The following is an 18936-nucleotide window of genomic DNA, read 5'->3' as shown; positions in this document are numbered from 1 at the left end:
GTGTCAGAATAATGAGTTGACAATGCGGGGAACCTGGCATTGATGCGCTTCGGCAAACAGGATGTGTTTTTGCCCTGAAATGCGCCGGGCATGGTTGGCACGGCGGGAGGCCAGCTCCGTGTAGTAGTCTTTCAGGTACGTTTGCGCGCCCATACAGGCCATAGCCGCCATCTTCTTGTCCATTACCGTACTGATGTCGATAAACGTATCGGGCACAAATCCGCAGAGTTCGGGCTGATGCGGTTCAAAGGAATACCAGACCGGCGGGTCGATGTTTTTAAACGCGCTGGGCACACCGGCACCCGACGAGAGCAGGCGCGCCCGCTGTACCGCCTGAAACGCCAGCGGGTGATCAGGGTTGAACGGGTCTTTTTCGCTGTGGGTCAGGATGACCGTCGGTTCAAAGTTGCCGATCAGGTTAGTCAGCTGCACAATGCGCTCTTCTGTTAGCAGCATCGGGTAATCACCCCAATCCAGAAACTGAATCGGCGTGCCGAGCAAATCCGCCGCCTGTTGGGCCTGTGCATGCCGGATGACCTTTACACTGTCCAAGGTGCGGTTGGGCTCCGCTTTCCAGAGTTCGCCGGACTCCCCGCGTTCACCGTACGACAACGCAACAACCAGTGTTTCAGCCCCTTCTTCCACCGCTTTCGCAATAGTTCCGGCCGCACGCCACACAAAATCACCCGAATGGGCACCGATTACGAGAAGTTTCCCTGACATATTTGTGATTGAGTAATTTAGTGATTGAGTGAATAAGTTAAAGTTCGAGAAGCCAACAGGTTATTCATTAATTCACTCAATCACTCATTCGCTGACTCACTCAATATTGCAGGTGTCCCGTGCGTGTGGAAGGTCGGGATGGTGGGGAGGCCCCAGGCCTGACCTTTTTTACGTTCTTCCATCGTCCAGTAAATGGTCTGATAGTCAGGGTCTGTGATGAGGCGGGCCGTGGTATTGGCAATTTCGATGCGGTTGCCGCCCGGCTCGTAAACGTACAGAAAAAACGTTTGCTGAATCGTGTGTTTATGCGGTCCGGTTTCAATTTTTATCCCGTTCTCCAGACAAATATCAGCAGCTATTAACACCTCTTCCCGGCTGTTAACGGCATACGTAACGTGGTGAAACCGGCCGCGTGCCCCCAGATAGTCGAGGGTAACAGCAAGGTCATACGATTTAGAATTAACCATAAACCAGACCGCCCGCGGATTCATTTCGTCCAGATTATCGACAATGCTTTCGGTCAGGATGCCGCCCAGATGCCCGAGCTGAAAATCACGGAAGGCACGGACATCGCCGGCGAACAGATTCAGGTGATCAATACGGCGGACGTTAATACCCCGTCCCGGAAACCGGCTCGCGGTGTTCTTCAGTGCCGATTGCTGATCCGGTTTGGGGCTAAATTTCTCCGTTTCGAAATAGATTTCCGTCAGATGCCCGTCCGGTGAATAATACTGAAAGGCAGGGCCATGGCCAAGGTCTCCCTCGTTCCAGCCGATTGCCAGGGGTGTCTGTTGGATGGCAGCAACCCGTCTCTCCAGCGCTTTCGGGCTGCGGGCACGCCACGCAAAGTGCCGCATGCCTGCTTCATGGCCGGCAGTCAGCTTCAGCGTATGGTGTTCATAGTCATCATAGGCCCGCAGGTATACCGAATCGCCAGTCGTTGCCGAGATGGTCATACCCATAATTTCGGTGAAAAACCAGGTACTTTCGTCCAGTTTTGGGGTCAGTAATTCAACGTGGGCAAGATGTGCCAGATCCCAGATGGTTTCACTCATACCGGTTTAGCGTTCAGGGTTTATGGCTGCAAATGTAGCGCTGCTCAGTCCCTGTCAGGGAAACGTTTTTCCTCAAAACGGATAAAAAACGAACATGGCTTCTGACCGTCCGTGACCGTGCCGCGGGAAGCGTGTTAAGGCAGTATTCCGGATTTGTGCGAAAATATGTTGTAAAATAATGCCGACATATCCGATATTGTGCCCTCAAATCCCGTAAAGATTAAATTCAGGCCGGGCAGCGGGCAAAAAACGCTGTTTCACGACGTAGCATGTTCCAGGAAAAGATTAAATCCGGAGAGTCGGGTGTGTTGCTGTATGGCATTACGCCTCCTAAAGTTGGCACCACACCTGAACGCGTTGCCGAAATTGCTCAGAAAACGGTTGAACGGTTAGCAACGCTCCATCTTGACGCGCTTGTAGTATATGATGTACAGGATGAGTCGGCACGGACATCGGAGGAAAGGCCTTTTCCGTTTCTGAACGCACTCGACCCCCTTGCGTTTGCCTCCGGCTATTTGTCTTCATTGGCGGTCCCGAAAATCATCTACCGCCCTGCCGGTAAATTTCCGGCGGATGAGCTGGAGGAGTGGCTGGAATCGCTGCACGCGCACTCTTTTTATCCCGTATTTGTCGGCATTCCTGCGCCTGATTTTCCGGTCAGAACCAGCCTGAGCGAGGCATATAGCCTCTGGAGAAAACACCAGGACACGTCGGTAATCGGGGCGGTAACCATTCCGGAACGGCATAGCGTACTGAGAGATGAAGACCAGCGGATCCTTGATAAAATGAACGCCGGAGTTTCTTTCTTTATTTCGCAATGCGTTTTTAACATCGATTACGCCAAACAGGTTGTGGAAGCGGTTATGACCAGCTGCCGCAGCTTACAGATTGCCCCGCCGGTTATCATCTTTACCATTACCGCCTGTGGGTCGGCCAAAACGCTTCAGTTTATGGAATGGCTGGGCATTCACGTGCCGGAAGGCCTTAAAGCAGAACTCAGTACGTCAGCGGACATGCTGGAAAAATCAGTCAGTATTTGCCTGAATATTGCCGCTGCGCTGACTGAATATTGTATGGAACAGGGCATCCCGTTCGGGTTTAATATTGAGAGTGTGGCGATCCGGAAAGCAGAGATTGAAGCTTCCGTTTTTCTGACGAATGAGATTGATCAGATGCTGCAACAGAAAGGCGTACGTAAACCCGCCTCTCTGGTAAATACCTTACAAAGCTCCTTCTGACCGAATCGTTTCTTCAAGCAATGGTCAGGTAAATACCCCTTAGCAATACCTATACATAGCCACAAAGAATAAATTATTCTTGTGGCTATGTAATAAATCCGCCTTAAGCCAGTGTTTTTATGTAAGCTTCAAATTCCAGAAAATCAGCTTCTTTCATTACTCTCGGAATTTTTGCCTGTCCCCCCAGCTTCTTAAATTCCTCACTCCAGGCATAGAAGTGCTCAACCGGTACGACTTCGGCCTCAACGTGCTTCAGCGACTTAGACCGGGCAACCTTGTAGTTTTTATTCAGGGCACAGAGTTCCGTATCCAGTTGCTCCATCAACGCGGCGGCATCCACCTCCCGATCGGTGCCAATAAACCATTTGTTGATGTACTCCCCCTCCTTCTGCACAGCCGCCACTACAAACTCTTTAATATCGACTGAGAACGTTTCCTGCATTTTCTGCATGGCGTCATTCATCTGAAAAACGGATAACTGTTCGCCGACTACGTTCAGAAAATGCTTCGTCCGGCCCGTAATCCGGATTTCGGCGCGCGCCTTATCCGTAATCATGACGGTGTCGCCGATCATGTAACGCCACGCCCCGGAAACAGTGGAAATCAATAACACATAGTTCTCGTTTTCCTGCGCCTCCGCTAGCGTCAGCACCGTGGCTCCCTCCCGAACACGGCCGTCCTCATCCATGTTTTCGTCGGTAAACGGTACAAACTCAAAGAAAATGCCATTGTCCACCATAAGTGTCATGGCGTTGGTATCGGGGCGTTTCTGGGTAGCGAGATAGCCTTCTGAGGTCAGGTAGGTATCGATGTAGATCAGCGGGCGGGCCAGCAGCTTCTCAAAGCTTTGCCGGTACGGCTCAAACGCCACACCGCCGGTTGTATACACCTGCAGATTCGGCCAGATGTCGTGAATGGTTTCCAGGCGGTTGTACCGGATAATCTCCTTAAGCATCATCTCGACCCATGATGGAATGCCGCTCAGGCTCCCGATATCCCATTTCGGTGCTTCTTCGGCAATGCGCCGGACCTTCTCATCCCAGTCGGGTATGGCTGCAATATCAGCACCCGGTTTATAGAATGTCCGGAACCAGGCCGGTATATTGGCCGCACTGATGCCGCTGATTTCCCCTTCCTGATGGTCTTCCTTCTCAATCAGCGATGTGCTGCTGCCGAGCATCAGAATCTGTTTCTGGAAAAAATCGCCGGGCATATCAAAGTTTTTCAGGCTCAGTACCTGCTGCATACCCGCTTTCCGGATGGCTTCCAGCATATCTTCTGTGACCGGAATGGCTTTACTGTTGCTGGTCGTTCCACTGCTGAGCGCAAAATAGTCCTGCCCTCCCGGCCACGTTACGTTCTGATGCCCTTCCAGGAGGTAATGCCACCAGTCGCTGTGCATTTTATCGTAGTCATGCACCGGCACCTGCGCCTGAAACGCATTGACCGGATCATCGCTTCCGAGAATGCCGGTAAAATCATATTTTTTGCCGAAGGCTGTTAATCTGGCCTTTGCCAGCATCTGTGTCAAAACGGCCCGCTGGGCTTCCTGCGGGTCAGGGTCTGAACTGACAAACCCATAAAAATCTATTGCTTTGCGGATTAATTCGCCGATTACTGCCATTGTGTGTCAAAAAAAATACTGCCGGTTTAACACGGCAGTATCCTGAATGTTCAGTAAAACCAGTGAATGATCGTAGTTTAATGCAGCCCTGTTGAGATGATCAATGCCTTAGTTGACAACATTTACCGGTTTACCGGCAGTAAACGAGGCCAGATTCTGCACCGCAATGGCCATTAACCGGGCCCGCGCTTCTTTCGTCGCCCAGGCAATATGCGGGGTAATCAGGCAGTTTTTGGCGGTAAACAGCGGATTGTCAGCCGATGGCGGCTCTACCGACAGCACATCAATACCGGCTCCGGCAATGACGTCGTTGTTCAGCGCATCAGCCAGATCCTGATCCACAATGATCGGACCACGGGCCGTATTCAGCAGATAGGCCGTGGGCTTCATCAGGGCCAGGTTATCTTTATTGATCAGGCCTTTCGTCTCTGCGGTCAACGGGCTGTGAATAGTCACCACATCGGATTGAGCGAGCAGTTCCGGCACATCTGCCCACCGGAAATTTTTCCGGTGCGACTGATCGGTATGGTGCCGTTTAGAGCCGATGATGTTCATGCCGAATGCCGTGGCCACATCGGCAATGCGTTCGCCGATACTGCCAAAGCCAATGATCCCCATTGTTTTATTGGCCAGCTCGACCAGCGGATAGTCCCAGAAGCAAAAATCGGCGGACCGTGCCCATTTGCCATCCATAACCGCATCGCTGTGGCGCTGCACCCGCAGTGTCAGTTCCAGCAGAAGCGCAAAGGTCAGCTGCACGACTGAATCAGTCCCATAGCCAGGCACATTGGTTACAGCAATACCATGCTCCCTGGCGGCGTCTATATCCACGATATTAAACCCGGTAGCCAGTACCCCGATGTATTTCGTTTTTGTCAGCTGGCTGATGATATCCTGCCCCAGCGGCGTTTTATTGGTCAGCAGCATATCGGCATCCTTTGCCCGCTCCGGTACCTCGTCTGGCGCCGAGCGGTCGTAGACCGTTAAGGTACCGAGTTTTTCAAATCCTTCCCAGGTCAGATCACCCGGATTTAATGTATAACCGTCGAGAATGACTATGTTCATGTTTGGGCTCGTTAATTCCTGCAAATGTGGTGGCTGTCTGCTGGTTTTAATAGCCCGAACCGAAAAAAATTATCACCGGCTGCCCGTCAGACCAGAAACCGTACTAATCCCGTCTTAACGGAAATGGTCAACGTATCAGCCTTAGCATTTGGCAGCAGCTCATCATCTACATGAGCAGCGGCATCCGTCCAGCTAAGCGTAACCGTGTCTGTCCGGTAAGACTGCCCGGTAAACGGCACATCAATACCGGCGAGTCGTTTCGCTACAAAACCGGCCAGATGCTCTCGTTCGTCTTCCGGGACCAGCAGCAGATTCAGCTTACCATCGCCGGGATCAACATCGGGGGCCATGAACAGGTTAGGGCCAAACATCGGCATATTCATTACCGCCACCATCAGAAAACGACCATGCAATACCTGATCGTTAAACCGGATGGTACAGCCAAACGCCGGATAGGACGGAATCAGTTGCCGGAGCGTTTCGAGGGCATCGTCCAGCCGGTCTTCCCGGTTTTCTTCCTCCTCTTTATGCTTCATGACGTTCATTAATTCCGGAAACAGCCCGATCCCGCAGCTTTCAAGAAAGAAACGGGTATCCGTACCCGCCTCAACGAAACCTACATCCACTGGTTTTACGGAAGCTGAATGCCAGGACTTTATAATCTCTTCCTGTTCGCCCCGGATGTGCAGACTGGTCCCGATATTATTGGCCGTTCCGGAAGGCAATACGGCAACAGGAACCGGTATAGGGTCAAAACGAGGCATGATCAGTTTCTTAACCGCTCCCCTGACCGTACCATCTCCCCCTGCAATTACAAGGAAATCACTGGCATCGAGGTGTATTCTTAATTCGTCGTCCTGTTCATCAATGGTACGGCATTGAAACCCGTTTTCTTCAATCAGGGCTTTCAGTTCATGTTCTGACTGGCCGTCATCACCGGCATCGGGATTGTGCCATAGGGTAGCAATCTTCATCTTTTTTCGTGTCTGTGGGGTTGAATTAACAGATTAACCGATTACAACCTCCGTGGTTGAAGAATTCTATCCAAACAGACATATGCGAATCCTGATCACAAACGATGATGGCATTTATAGCCCCGGTATAGCCGCCCTGGCCAAGGTTGCCAGCCGGTTCGGGGAAGTACGGATTGTAGCGCCGGATGTGGAGCAATCGTCTATGGGACATGCCGTTACGCATTCCCGTCCGTTATCTTACCGCACATCACCAATTTCATTTGAGGGGCTGGATGCTTACCGCGTCAACGGCACGCCTGCCGACTGTGTTGCCATCGGCACCCACCTCTGGAGCCAGACAGATGTGGTACTGTCGGGGATCAACATGGGTCCTAACCTTGGTAATTCGATGTGGCATTCCGGTACCCTTGCTGCTGCCAAACAGGCTGTCTTGCTGGGCATTAAAGGCATCGCCTTCAGTACACCGGTGGGTAAAACCGAGCCTGATTTTGACCGCCTTGCTCCCTATGTAGAAGAAGCATTAACGCTGCTGCTGGCCACGCCCGGACTGGCTTTGTACAACGTAAATTTCCCCGAAAATCCAACCGGTATCCGCTGGACCCGACAATCAGTCCGGCTTTACGACGGGACTGTTGTGCCTGGCGTTGACCCGCTGGGCCGTAAACACTACTGGTTTACTGTGACCCCGCTGGAACCCGCCGAAGAAGGCACCGACCGCTGGGCAGTCGAAAACAACTTCGTTTCCATAACCCCGCTACGGCTGGACCTGACCGACGAGGAAGCACTGAAACAAAGAGTGAATGAGTGATTGAGTGATTGGGTGATTGGGTGATTGGGTGATTGGGTGATTGAGTGGCCACGGCAGTGTATACGCTCACATTTGAAGAGTGCCATTAAGCGTGCTCACACAATCACTCAATCGCTACTTATATTTCTCCGGATCGAGGCGGAAGAAGCGGACGGCGTTGTTGAACAGGATGTCGCGCTTCTGATCAAAGGAGAGGTAATCGGCGTTTTCGATCATGCTGATGGATGTTTCAAAGAGCTTAGGCCAGATCATGAAATCGGTGCCGTACATGATGCGTTTGCCGAATCCGGCCTGTACCAGCCGTTTGAGGTACATGTGAATTTCGGCCTGCGGATAACTCCAGATAAAACCTGCCAGGTCGACATACACATAAGCATTGGCGCCCATGAGCGCAATCATTTCGTCGATCATCGGATAACCCGCGTGCATCACCCAGATTTTGATCTTTGGGTGCCGGGCCAGCATGTCCTCCAGCAAAAACGGACGGCCGAGCGACGCCCGGTACTTTGACTGGGAGATATTGGCCATCCCGTTACCGCCCGTCCCCATGTGGATCCCGACCGGAATGTTCAGCTTTTCGGCGGCGGCAAAATACCCGTCGAGCGACATGTCGCTGGGCGATAACCCTTGATACTGTGGTGCCACCTCGCCCATAACTTTATAGAAACCAGACGATAACGAGTCGGTGAAGGCCTGAACGCTCATGTCATTCGGCGAGCTTACCCCAATGCCGGGAATGACGCGGTCGGGTGCTGCCTTTTTCCAGCGACGAAGTATCTGCGGATCACCGTAGGCAATGATCGTCATGTTCAGCCGCTTCATGGTTTCGAGGACGGCCGCTTCCATTTCCGCATCGGACTTTGCCGGCTGCAATGGATCGACGCATTCCGCATTCAGAAAAGCCCGCATCTGCTGGTTGGGGTCACCTCCCGGCATGTCCCGCAAAAACCACGGACACATCTCAATCGCAAAGCCCGGCGACACTTTCATAGCATGGACGTGGACATCAATAATCGGCAAAGGCCGTTTCGGGGGCGTTGTCTGCGCACAGGCGATGCCTGCCATCAGCCAGCATAACAGCAGATAAACAGGTTTTTTCATAGGTATAAAGGGGGTTTGTTTCAGCTAGCGAATAGCTTTACGTCAAAAGTACGTAAAGCTGCGGTTTGATACAATGATTAGGGAAAATGGGGTGCCGATTCAGCGAAGTTGATCGTTTCTTTGGGCAATCGCTTACTTCTATCCGCCGGCTTAGGCGACCACGTGGGGTCGCCCCTACGATGCATAAATGTTACTTTGACTGCCGGAATTGTATCCTTATTTACTACTTATCGGGGCAAAACACCAGTCATCAGCCTGCCCGGTACGTTCGTCAGCCGTTAGCCCTGGTTTATCAGGGCTTTTCCGTCGTTTATCCGCTTTTTATTTCAGACGTCAGGAGAAGGTATGACCTTTGAACCATTCAAGTCAGGAAAATGAAAACGAACCTCATCCTTATTGCAGCAACATTACTTACAGTAAGCACGTACCAGTCGGTTAAAGCACAGTTCCCAATGATGGGCGGTGCCTCGCAAACCAAGGCATTGCCGGGTACTGCGGGCGATCAATCACCGAAAGGTACTGCGAAAATTACCGGTATGGTTGTTGACTCTGCCCAAGCTAAGCCGGTTGAGTTTGCCAGCATCGCATTGTATAATAAAGCTACGAATAAAGCCGTTGACGGTACCCTTGCCGACGAAAAAGGGAAGTTTACGCTGCCGAAACTGGCCGCTGGTGACTACCGGATTCTGATCACATTCGTGGGTTTCGGGACCAAAGTGATTGATAATGTGAAGGTAGCAAACGGGCAGAGCATTGACCTCGGCTCGATTAAGCTATCGTCCAACGTGAAAACACTTGCCGAGGTAACCGTGACCGGACAGGCGGCGGTAATTGAAGAAAAAGTGGACCGGCTGGTGTACAACGCCGATAAGGACATTGCCGCTAAAGGCGGTGACGCTACCGATATCCTCCGCAAAGTGCCCCTGCTTACCGTTGACCTCGACGGGAATGTCAGTCTGCGGGGCAGCCAGAATATCCGGGTACTGATCAACAATAAGCCAAGTACGATCATTGCCAGCAGCGTGTCGGATGCGTTGAAACAGATTCCGGCCGACCAGATCAAAACGGTTGAGGTAATCACCAGCCCGTCGGCCAAGTATGACGCCGAAGGATCGGGTGGTATCATTAACATCATTACGAAAAAGAACAGCCTCCAGGGCCTGAACTTAAACGTAGACTCGGGTATCGGAAACCGTGGCTCAACCCTGTCGCTGAACGGCGGCTACCGGAAAGGCAAAACAGGCTTTACCCTCGGCGGATTCGGACGCGGGATGTATAACACCATCACCAAAACGAACCTCGATCAGACCAGCGAAAACAACGGTATCACTACCCTGACCCGCCAGACCGGCGATGGCCACATGAAAGGCCTCTTTGGCCAGTACAACCTTGGTTTTGACTACGATCTGGCAAAAAATCAGAGCATCACTGCCGGTGTGCGGTACGGTGTGCGTAACATGACCAATCAGCAGGACCTGATTACACAGCTGTTCACGAATGGAACGGCCGGTGCACGGTCAGGCCGCGACGTGTTGAGCAAAAACCTGTCGGGTACCGTTGACGTCAACCTTGACTACCTGCATACGTTTAACAAAGGGATCGGGCAGCCACAGGGCGAATGGAGCATTTCGACGCTGTATAGCCGTAATGACCTGACTAATAACTTTGACGCTAATATCCGTAATACATCAGATGCGTTGACCGCCCGCCAGCGGAACATCAACAAAAACGTAAACCAGGAATTTACGATCCAATCTGATTACCAGACGTCGATCAATAAAAACCAGCAGCTGGAATTCGGTGCCAAAGGCATCTTCCGGGAGGTAAACAGCGATTTCAGCTACCTGATTGCCGGCCCGACCGGTGATTATAAAGTACAGAACAACAACACAACAGGAGCCTTACTCTACCACCAGAACATTGCAGCTGCCTACTCTTCCTATACGTACACGACCAAAAAACGGTATACGTTCAAAGGCGGTCTGCGTTACGAGCACACCTTCCTTGATGCCAGTACAGAAAAGGGCGGTGTGCTTGGAATCGGCGATTACGGTGTCCTGGTGCCAAGTATCAATGCGTCAAAAACCATTAAGGGTACAACCCTGAAACTGGGCTACAACCGCCGGATTCAGCGGCCGGGTCTGCAACAGCTGAACCCGAACTTTAACTCGGCCAACCCGTCGGTAATCACGACCGGTAACCCATCACTGCGCCCTGAACTGACGAACAACATTGAGTTAGGCGTGAGCAAAACAATCGGTAAAACCTTTGTGAATGCGACGTTCTTCGGCCGTCTGACCAACAATGCGATTACCCAGATCAGTAGGCCATCTGACACACTGGCCGGTGCCATCGTGACCACATACCAGAACATCGGGCGGCAGGAAGCCTATGGGGTCAACCTGTTTACCAACATTGCGGCAACGTCGAAAATCAGTATCGGGATTTTCTTCAACGGGTTTTATACCAACCTGAACGGCCAGGCGGTAGGCAAGGATGGGCTGTCATCGACAGTAACCAACTCGGGCTTGAACGTCAGCGGCGGTACCTTTGCCTCTGCTCAGTTTAAAAATGGCTGGGGAGCGCAGGCATTCGGCTTCCTGCAAGGTCAGCAAATACAGCTGCAAGGCAAACAGGGTGGATTTGGTTTCTATACAGTAGGCTTGAAGAAAGACTTTAAGAACAAAAAAGGAAGCGTTGGTCTGGCTGCGGAGAACTTCATGAGCAAACGGTTTAACATCCATACGGTGCTGAACTCAGCATTGTTCACACAGGTAAATGATGTTTATCTGTACAATCGCGGTGTCCGGCTGACGTTTACGTACAAGATCGGCAAAATGACGATGGACGCCCCGCGTAAGAAAGCCAAAGGTGTGAACAACGACGATGTGAAGAGCGATGGTAATGGCCAGGCCGGCGGAACCGGCGGTTCACCAACCGGCAGTAACCCCCGTTAATCACATCAATAAATATCTATATTGCACATAAAAACGTTTTAATACTAACATTTTAACCTAACTGCCTTGATCTCCGGCATCATTTAAGTACCCCATTAACCGGGTAAGGAGGTTTAAAACCATGAAAACAAATAAAATTCTCGTTGCAGGTTTGTCTTTATTCCTGTCTGTCAGCGCCTTCGCGCAAACAAGCGTTGATGAAATCGTGAATAAACACGTAGCGGCACTCGGTGGCGTTGAGAATCTTAAAAATGTAAAATCGATTTCTACGGATCAGTCTATTTCGGTTCAGGGCATGGACATCCCCGTAAAAACCGTAGTGCTGGTTGGCAAGGCCTTCCGTAGCGAATCAAAAATTATGGGTAACTCCATGATTTCTGTCGTCGACGGAACGACAGGCTGGATGATCCGCCCGGCGATGATGGGTGGTACGGGCGAACCGGAAGATATGCCGGGCGACCAGCTGAAAATGTCTCAGGGACAACTTGATCCGTTCGGCGCATTGGTTAACTACAAGGACAAAGGCCACAAGGTTGAATACATCGGTAAGGAAAAGGCAGGGAAGAAAGAGTTACACCACCTGAAACTGACGATGAATAACGGACAGGTAGTCGATGAGTATCTGGATCCGGAAACCTATATGGTGACGAAAGTTGTAGCTACGGCAAATGGCCAGACATCAGAAATCGGCCTCGGCGATTACAAAGAAATTAACGGTGTGAAGATTCCTCACCTGATGGAAATGGCAAACCCGATGGCCGGCCAAATGTCTTTTATCACGAATAAAGTGGTTATCAACGGCCCGATCGACGAGTCGGTGTTTAAAAAGCCTGCAAAATAACCGGGTTACAACACACCCCTAACTAAAAAGGTCTGCCCGAAAGCAGACCTTTTTTTGTGTAGCACGGAATGGCATTCCGTGTTTTTTTATGCCTGAAAACGAACTTCCGTTCTCTACCGGATCTGATTTACAAACAGAAACACCCCGTTTTTATTGGCGATGATAATATCCGGTTTTTTATCGCGGTTCATGTCATGCACGGCCACATTCAGCCCCGAGCCTGAGTCATTGTCAATCACGTGTTCTTTGTAGTACGGCGCTTTGCCGGGCGTAAACTCAAACCAGAGCAAAATGCCCGGATCACTGTCGCCGGGATCACGGCCGTGGTGTGCCAGAAACCGTTTTCCCGTAATGTAGTCGGCGCGGCCATCGCCGTTCAGATCGGCCATGATCGATGAGTGGGTCTGGGCGGTGGTGTTACTCATCAGGTGTGTTTTAAAATTCAGCTTTCCCTGTTCATCCACCACCTGCTCGTGCCACCAGATGCCCAGTGCATGGGCCGATGCACTGACCACATCCTTTTTGCCGTCGCCGTTTACGTCCAGAATCTGCATGTGCGAGCAGGGTTCACCGATATTCGCCGGATGAAAAACCCAGTTACCCGCCGTTTTATCGGCTGTACCCTGAAACCAGCCCTCCCGGATAATCACATCCTTGATTCCGTCGTTGTTGATATCCCCGAAGCCGATGCCGTGCGAAAATGGCTCAGTCCCCGGCACATTTTCCTGACTCAGCGGATAGCGTTTCCAGTCGGTTTCGCCGGCTTTAGACGGCGCTTTCAGCCACACAATCTGCTTTTTATCCTTGTCGCCGCAGAGTATGTCCAGCCGCCCGTCGCCGTCAATGTCAAAAAAGCCCGGCGACTCGTTGGCAATACCCATTGATTCGGCCAGCATGTGTTTCGGCCACTCGCCGCCCTTTTTACCCGGATTCTCGAACCAGAACCCCGGCTTTCCCGGAAAGTCGATGATAACCACATCGTCCCAGCCATCCTGATTCACATCCATGCCCACATCGAGAAATGAATTGCTGTACTCTTTCCGGGGGTCAAATACCCGCGAGGGAGCCATTTCGTGCCGTGTCCAGTTCGGTGCTTCGAACCAGTAATAGCCCGCCACGATATCCATTTTACCGTCCTTATTGAGGTCGGCAACCGCAACGCCTTCAGAGAGGAAATCGCGGGTCAGGGTAATTTTTTTAAAATTCCCTTCGGGTACCACCGACTTGCTGTCAGGCGCGGAAACGGCGCTCTCAGCCATTTTCTGCTTTATCTTAAACGCTTCTTTCGAGTCCTGCGCGTTTCCGTGACCCGCAATTGCCAGAAAGGCTACTGCTGCCAGTATATCCAAACGGATTTTGTTACGGTTTTTTATGGTCATGTTCGTCAGCGCTTATTCGTTTAACACCTTTGCCAGCAGCATCTGGACTTCGTGATTCTCATGCGTATGGTCCATTTTGCCAACGCGGTCGTTCAGATCCTTGAGCAGTTTTTTTGCTTCGTCGGTACCAATCGCCGCAATCCGCTGAATAGTATACGGCAGATGCTTCGGCATTTTTGAGCCTTGCGCCATCTCAATGGCTCGTTTCATGTCGATAGCCGCCAATGGTTCGAACGCATACCAGGTCATCAACGGCAGGTTATGGTCATTTTTGTCTTCGTCTTTCTGCATTAGCGCCCCCAGTACCTCCCAGCGCTGAGCAGGATCGAGCCGCATCATGCCCGAGGTGAGGTATAATCTGACCAGGGCCGAATTATCCTGCTGCGCCAGTTCTGTCAGGCGCTTCAGCGTTACGGCAGACAGCTGTTTATTTTCACACAAGAGCTGAATAGCCCAGCTGCGGACATTTTCACTCGTATCCGACAGCAAATCCGCCAGCTCCTGTTCAGTCAGCCCCTTCGTTACATGCAGGGCCCAGAGCGCCCGCAGTTTACGGGTATCGTCAGGATTATTTTTCAGCATTTCTTTCAGGGCCTTGTGCACTTTTTTACTGCCGCCCCGTTCCTGCAGCAACAGCCGCGCCTGACGCACATACCACTCGTTCGGGTTCAGCTGGCATTTTACCAGTTCCAGATCCGACAATTTGGCCAGATCAACCTGTACCCATTTATCATTTTCGTGGGTAATCTTGAAAATCCGGCCCATCGTTTTGTCATGTACATCCGGATTCGGGCTGTGACACTGGTTTTTATCGTACCAGTCAATGGCAAACACCGACCCGCTGGCGTCATACTTAAAATTGAGCCACTGCGACCATGAATCGTTCATAGCCATAAAATCCGGCCGGTGCGCCACCTCGTACCCTGACCCTGACCGGTTAGGATGATCGCGGTTGAAGCGGGCGCCGTTGATGTTATTCATGAAAATTTCGTTGCGGTATTCCTGCGGCCAGCTGTGACCGAGGTAGATCATGGCACCGGCATGGGCATGCCCCCCACCCGCCGAAGCTGACCGGAAGTTACCGGCATGGGGTCCGCGCTCGCCTACCCAGTGCACGTGGTCGGCGGCAGTTTTAATGTCATCGTAGGTATACGGGTTAAAATGCTTGCCCGCCTGCCGGAAATACCGGCCACCCTGAATCATGTGGTACATGTGCGGAATCACGCAGGCAGTAACGAATGCATGGCCATAGTCGTTAAAATCAAGGCCCCACGGGTTACTGGTGCCCTCGGCAAATAACTCAAATTTCTGCGTGGTCGGGTGATAGCGCCATACCCCGGCATTCAGTTTGGTCCGCTCACTATCGGGAGCGCCCGGCTTGCCGACGTTTGAATGCGTGAAGACCCCGTGCGTACCGTATAACCAGCCATCAGGCCCCCAGCGCAGGCTGTTCAGCGTTTCGTGGGTGTCCTGCGTGCCCCAGCCATCGAGCAGTTTCTGCACCGGTCCGGTCGGTTTGTCGGTTTTAAAATCAGCCGGAATAAACAGCAGGTACGGGGCCGCTCCGAGCCAGACTCCACCCATACCGACCTCGATGCCACTGACCAGATTCAGGCCTTCGGCAAACACCTTCCGGCTATCGAGTGTACCGTCGCCATTGGTGTCTTCCAGAATCAGGATGCGGTCACGCCCCTGGCCTTCGGGTGCCGGTATCGGGTAGGTATGGCCTTCGACAACCCACAACCGTCCGCGCCAGTCAATGGTAAAGCAGATCGGCCGGATAACGGCCGGTTCAGCGGCGGCCAGCGTAATTTTAAAGCCTTTGGGCGGCGTCATGGCTGCGGCGGCTTTTTCACCCGAAAGCCCGGCGTTCAGGACCGGATCGAGGGGTGGTAAAATGATTATATCTTTCTGTTTCAGCTCGTTCGGAAACACCGGACGGGTAACATAAAAGGCAAAATCATCGAAATTGATGTGGGCCAGCTTATCATTCGGGATATAGGGAATCTGGGAGATACCGGTTTCGTTATCCACAATCCGGATAAAAATTTCCTGATTCAGATACGGTTGTAAATCGACAACGACCGGCTGCAGCGTAGCACGGCCCTGGCCGGTACTCTGGAAAATTACTTTGTTCATAGCCGCCTGTACGAGTTCTACGCGCGTATCTGCCAGCGCGCCACCCGACACCCGGAACGACGCAAAGGGATGTGTTACTGTGAACGGCACCGACGTCAGGGTACCGGTTTGCTTAAAGTTTACCGTTCCGCCGCTCGTCAGAAAATACTTACCTTCAAAACCGATGCTCATGTCCTTTTCGTGCACCGGCGACGGTTCCTGCGAAATTAACGGATTCGAAAAGGCATCGCCGGTAGCTGTCCAGTCTTTCAGGGTGCCGGTTTCAAAATTCAGGTTCAGCGGCTGGCCATTTTTGACCGGCAGAATGCCCGCTACTTTTGCTTCGGTGATCGGTCCGTCAACAACCTCCAGTGCCCCGACCATACCTGCCTGCCGGTGGCCTGGCACTGAACAATAGTACGTATCACTTTTGTCAGCTTTGAAGGTAATGGAAGCCATTGCCCCCTTCTCCTGAATGGATTTACTCTTGATGCCCATTTTCTCGAAGGCGATGTCGTGGGTCATCAGCTCCCCGTTTTTAATCGTAATCCGCACCCACTCGCCTTTGCTGGCTTTCAGGGTCGGATTGCGGGCACCATCTTTGGCAAAATAGCCCAGCATGGTGGTTTCCAGCACAAACTCACGGTCGATCTTCGAAATCTCTCCGGCCGGCTGCTCTTTCGGGTTTTGCCCCCTGACTATACTGCCGGTCAAAAAGACCAGCAGACAGATCATAGCAGGTTTCATGTGAAGAAGTAGTTTCATGTTGATTAAGGAGTAAAGGCAGTTAGTTAATAGATACGACGGGTGTGGTGGTTTGGACTATAGTTCGGAAATGGTCAGGTCGCGGAATTGGACCTGTGCTGCCCCGCCGCTGTGAATCTGAACGGCAATGACACCTTTCTGCGGAATCGTATTATCCTGTTCGATATAATCGCAGGTTTTTACACCGTTGATATAAAGCTCGTGCCGTTTGCCGGTACAGCGGATAATGTAGCTGTTCCAGCCGTCGGGCTTTAGTAAGCGTTTCAGCACACTCAGGTCGCCGCCAGCCAGTTTACCGCGCCGGTGTTCGTCGTAAATATCGCCCCAGTAGCCATCACCGATATCGGCCTGATAACCAATAATTTTCGTACCGTTAATCACGGACCGGTACTGAATCCCGCTGTTGATCATGCCGGTTTTCGGATCGCCGGTCAGCCGGAATAGGCAGCGAAACTCGAAATTTTCATACGCTTTTGCCGTTTGCAGGTAGGTATTTTCCGGAATTTTGTGCTGCCGGTCACCGCTGATAATCATGCTGTCGGCCACATACCAGAGTTTTTGCTGGGCGGGGTCAACCGTTTTCCAGCCGGTCAGGGTTTTACCGTCAAACAGCGAAACCGTTTTCGGCACAGACTGAGCGACTACCAGGTTACCACCCATTAAAAAGAGCAGCAATAGCGGGAGACGTCGTTTGGGAAGGTCCTGACTGCCAAAATATTGAAATCGTTTCAAAAATTGCATGTTGTCGTATTGAGGAAGGGTATGGTCTAATAAAGTACCATAAAATAGCAGAATACTCATGTCAGAAAAGAATGTTATTATAGCCGGTACAGTAGAAATGGCAATACCGGCCATTTACCGTGCATCAGTCATCCTCTATAGAATCGCACGATGAAACGTTGGCTCGTTACGGCAGGTTTACTACTTCAGACTTATCTTCTTTTAGCACAGACACCCGTCTCCCATGGTCCGTTGACCGTTTCAGCTAATCAACGGCACCTTATTCATCAGGATGGTACTCCGTTTTTCTGGATGGGTGATACGGCCTGGGAGTTATTTCACCGGTTGAACCGCGATGAAGCTGACAAATACCTGAAGCGACGGGCAGAGCAAGGCTTTACCGTCATTCAGGCGGTGGCGCTTGCTGAACTCGACGGGTTGAATACGCCCAATGCCCTCGGCGAAAAACCGCTGCAAAATAATAACCCGGATCAGCCGAATGAAGCCTATTTCGCCCATGTCGACTATATCATTGACCTTGCCGCAAAGCATGGTCTGGTGATTGCGCTGCTGCCAACCTGGGGTGATAAACTGAACAAATCGACGTGGGGCGACGGGCCCGAGATTTTTACGGTACAGAACGCCCGGACATACGGAAAATGGATTGGCAACCGATTTAAAAACAAACAAAACCTGGTCTGGGTACTGGGCGGCGACCGGACACCCCGCGAAGGCTCTGATGATCTGGCCGTCTGGCGGGCTATGGCCGAGGGGGTTCAGGAGGGTACGGGCGGCCCGGCAAACGCGTTACTTTCCTTCCATCCGCAACCGAACGCTACCAACATGGGCGGTTCGTCGCACTGGTTTCATACCGATACCTGGCTGGATTTTAATATGCTGCAAAACGGCCATTGCCGCGACACGCCTACCTACGACAAAATCAGCTTTGTCTACAACCGGACGCCTGCCAAGCCCGTCATCGACGCCGAGCCGATCTACGAAGATCATCCGGTCTGTTTCAACGTGACCGACCTCGGCCTGTCCAATGCGTACGACGTCCGGAAATACACTTATCTGGACCTGTTTGCCGGGGCGTTCGGCCATACCTATGGGTGTCATGACATCTGGCAGATGTATGCTCCCGGCCGGAAGCCGGTCAATGGCGCTAAAATCCCGTGGTATGAGGCCCTGGAACTGCCTGCGGCAAATCAGATGAAACATGTACGGCGATTGATGACCTCGCGGCCGCAGCTCGACCGTGTGCCGGATCAGTCCTTTATTCAGGAAGCCAGCTACGGACCGGCTGACCGCATTCAGGCAACACGCGGTACAAATTACGCGTTTATTTATTCCGCAGCCGGCCGTCCATTCACGGTTAATTGCGGTAAAATCAGCGGTAAGTCACTGACCGCATTGTGGTTTGATCCGCGAAAGGGCGAGACAAAGCCAGCCGGCACATTCGCTAATGAGGGTACGAAACAGTTTTCGCCTCCGTCGCAGGGCTATGGCCACGATTGGGTACTGATTCTGGACGATGCCTCGGCCGGCTTTGTTGCTCCGAAGTAAGG

General features: G+C 52.0%; 14 protein-coding genes. 5 read left to right on the top strand and 9 right to left on the bottom strand.

What is annotated here, in order from left to right; translation table 11 throughout:
* Positions 1-3 precede the first annotated feature (3 nt).
* Both AC23NW_RS16395 and AC23NW_RS16390 read right to left on the bottom strand, forming a co-directional pair.
* Positions 4-723, bottom strand: coding sequence for a PIG-L deacetylase family protein (locus tag AC23NW_RS16395; RefSeq protein WP_487450715.1), 720 nt, complete (start codon positions 721-723; stop codon positions 4-6).
* A gap of 80 nt (positions 724-803) precedes the next feature.
* Positions 804-1778, bottom strand: coding sequence for a VOC family protein (locus AC23NW_RS16390; RefSeq protein WP_487450714.1), 975 nt, complete (start codon positions 1776-1778; stop codon positions 804-806).
* A 269-nt stretch (positions 1779-2047) separates the two neighbouring features.
* On the opposite strand from AC23NW_RS16390, the gene AC23NW_RS16385 reads away from it, so the two are divergent.
* Positions 2048-3016 carry a methylenetetrahydrofolate reductase gene (locus AC23NW_RS16385; RefSeq protein ID WP_487450713.1) on the top strand — a complete coding sequence of 323 codons (969 nt, stop codon included), beginning with the start codon at positions 2048-2050 and terminating at the stop codon, positions 3014-3016.
* Positions 3017-3119: 103 nt separating this feature from the next.
* On the opposite strand, the gene AC23NW_RS16380 is transcribed toward AC23NW_RS16385, so the two are convergent.
* The 3 genes from AC23NW_RS16380 to AC23NW_RS16370 all read right to left on the bottom strand — a co-directional run bounded on the left by AC23NW_RS16380 (position 3120) and on the right by AC23NW_RS16370 (position 6679).
* Positions 3120-4640: a GH3 family acyl-acid amido synthetase gene (locus tag AC23NW_RS16380; protein WP_487450712.1), complete on the bottom strand. Its 1521-nt coding sequence runs from the start codon at positions 4638-4640 to the stop codon at positions 3120-3122.
* A gap of 108 nt (positions 4641-4748) precedes the next feature.
* On the bottom strand, positions 4749-5705 hold the full coding sequence (locus AC23NW_RS16375; protein WP_487450711.1) for a D-2-hydroxyacid dehydrogenase: 957 nt from the start codon (positions 5703-5705) through the stop codon (positions 4749-4751).
* 86 nt (positions 5706-5791) lie between these two features.
* Positions 5792-6679, bottom strand: a complete 888-nt coding sequence (locus tag AC23NW_RS16370; protein ID WP_487450710.1) for a diacylglycerol/lipid kinase family protein — start codon at positions 6677-6679, stop codon at positions 5792-5794.
* An 82-nt stretch (positions 6680-6761) separates the two neighbouring features.
* On the opposite strand from AC23NW_RS16370, the gene surE reads away from it, so the two are divergent.
* Complete coding sequence (gene surE / locus AC23NW_RS16365; RefSeq protein ID WP_487450709.1) at positions 6762-7487, top strand: 5'/3'-nucleotidase SurE; 726 nt, start codon at positions 6762-6764, stop codon at positions 7485-7487.
* Between the two features lie 114 nt (positions 7488-7601).
* Here surE and AC23NW_RS16360 read toward each other — a convergent pair whose 3' ends face one another.
* Positions 7602-8588 carry an amidohydrolase family protein gene (locus AC23NW_RS16360; protein ID WP_487450708.1) on the bottom strand — a complete coding sequence of 329 codons (987 nt, stop codon included), beginning with the start codon at positions 8586-8588 and terminating at the stop codon, positions 7602-7604.
* A 374-nt stretch (positions 8589-8962) separates the two neighbouring features.
* On the opposite strand from AC23NW_RS16360, the gene AC23NW_RS16355 reads away from it, so the two are divergent.
* Both AC23NW_RS16355 and AC23NW_RS16350 read left to right on the top strand, forming a co-directional pair.
* Complete coding sequence (locus AC23NW_RS16355) at positions 8963-11545, top strand: TonB-dependent receptor (RefSeq protein ID WP_487450707.1); 2583 nt, start codon at positions 8963-8965, stop codon at positions 11543-11545.
* 121 nt (positions 11546-11666) lie between these two features.
* On the top strand, positions 11667-12386 hold the full coding sequence (locus tag AC23NW_RS16350; RefSeq protein WP_293838001.1) for a LolA family protein: 720 nt from the start codon (positions 11667-11669) through the stop codon (positions 12384-12386).
* A gap of 113 nt (positions 12387-12499) precedes the next feature.
* Here the strand turns inward: AC23NW_RS16350 and AC23NW_RS16345 are convergent, their stop codons facing one another.
* The 3 genes from AC23NW_RS16345 to AC23NW_RS16335 form a co-directional block, all read right to left on the bottom strand.
* Entirely contained in the window at positions 12500-13645 is a 1146-nt protein-coding gene (locus AC23NW_RS16345) for an FG-GAP repeat domain-containing protein (RefSeq protein ID WP_487450786.1), read from the bottom strand.
* A gap of 132 nt (positions 13646-13777) precedes the next feature.
* Positions 13778-16648 (bottom strand): PVC-type heme-binding CxxCH protein, encoded by a 2871-nt coding sequence (locus AC23NW_RS16340; protein WP_487450706.1) that lies wholly within the window; start codon positions 16646-16648, stop codon positions 13778-13780.
* 57 nt (positions 16649-16705) lie between these two features.
* Positions 16706-17380, bottom strand: coding sequence for a 3-keto-disaccharide hydrolase (locus AC23NW_RS16335; protein WP_487450705.1), 675 nt, complete (start codon positions 17378-17380; stop codon positions 16706-16708).
* A gap of 159 nt (positions 17381-17539) precedes the next feature.
* Here AC23NW_RS16335 and AC23NW_RS16330 point away from each other — a divergent pair, with 159 nt between their 5' ends.
* Positions 17540-18934 (top strand): glycoside hydrolase family 140 protein, encoded by a 1395-nt coding sequence (locus tag AC23NW_RS16330; protein WP_487450704.1) that lies wholly within the window; start codon positions 17540-17542, stop codon positions 18932-18934.
* Positions 18935-18936 lie beyond the last annotated feature (2 nt).

Source organism: Arsenicibacter sp. R0_47 (assembly GCF_057652235.1).
This window is presented reverse-complemented; position numbering and strand designations above follow the sequence as displayed.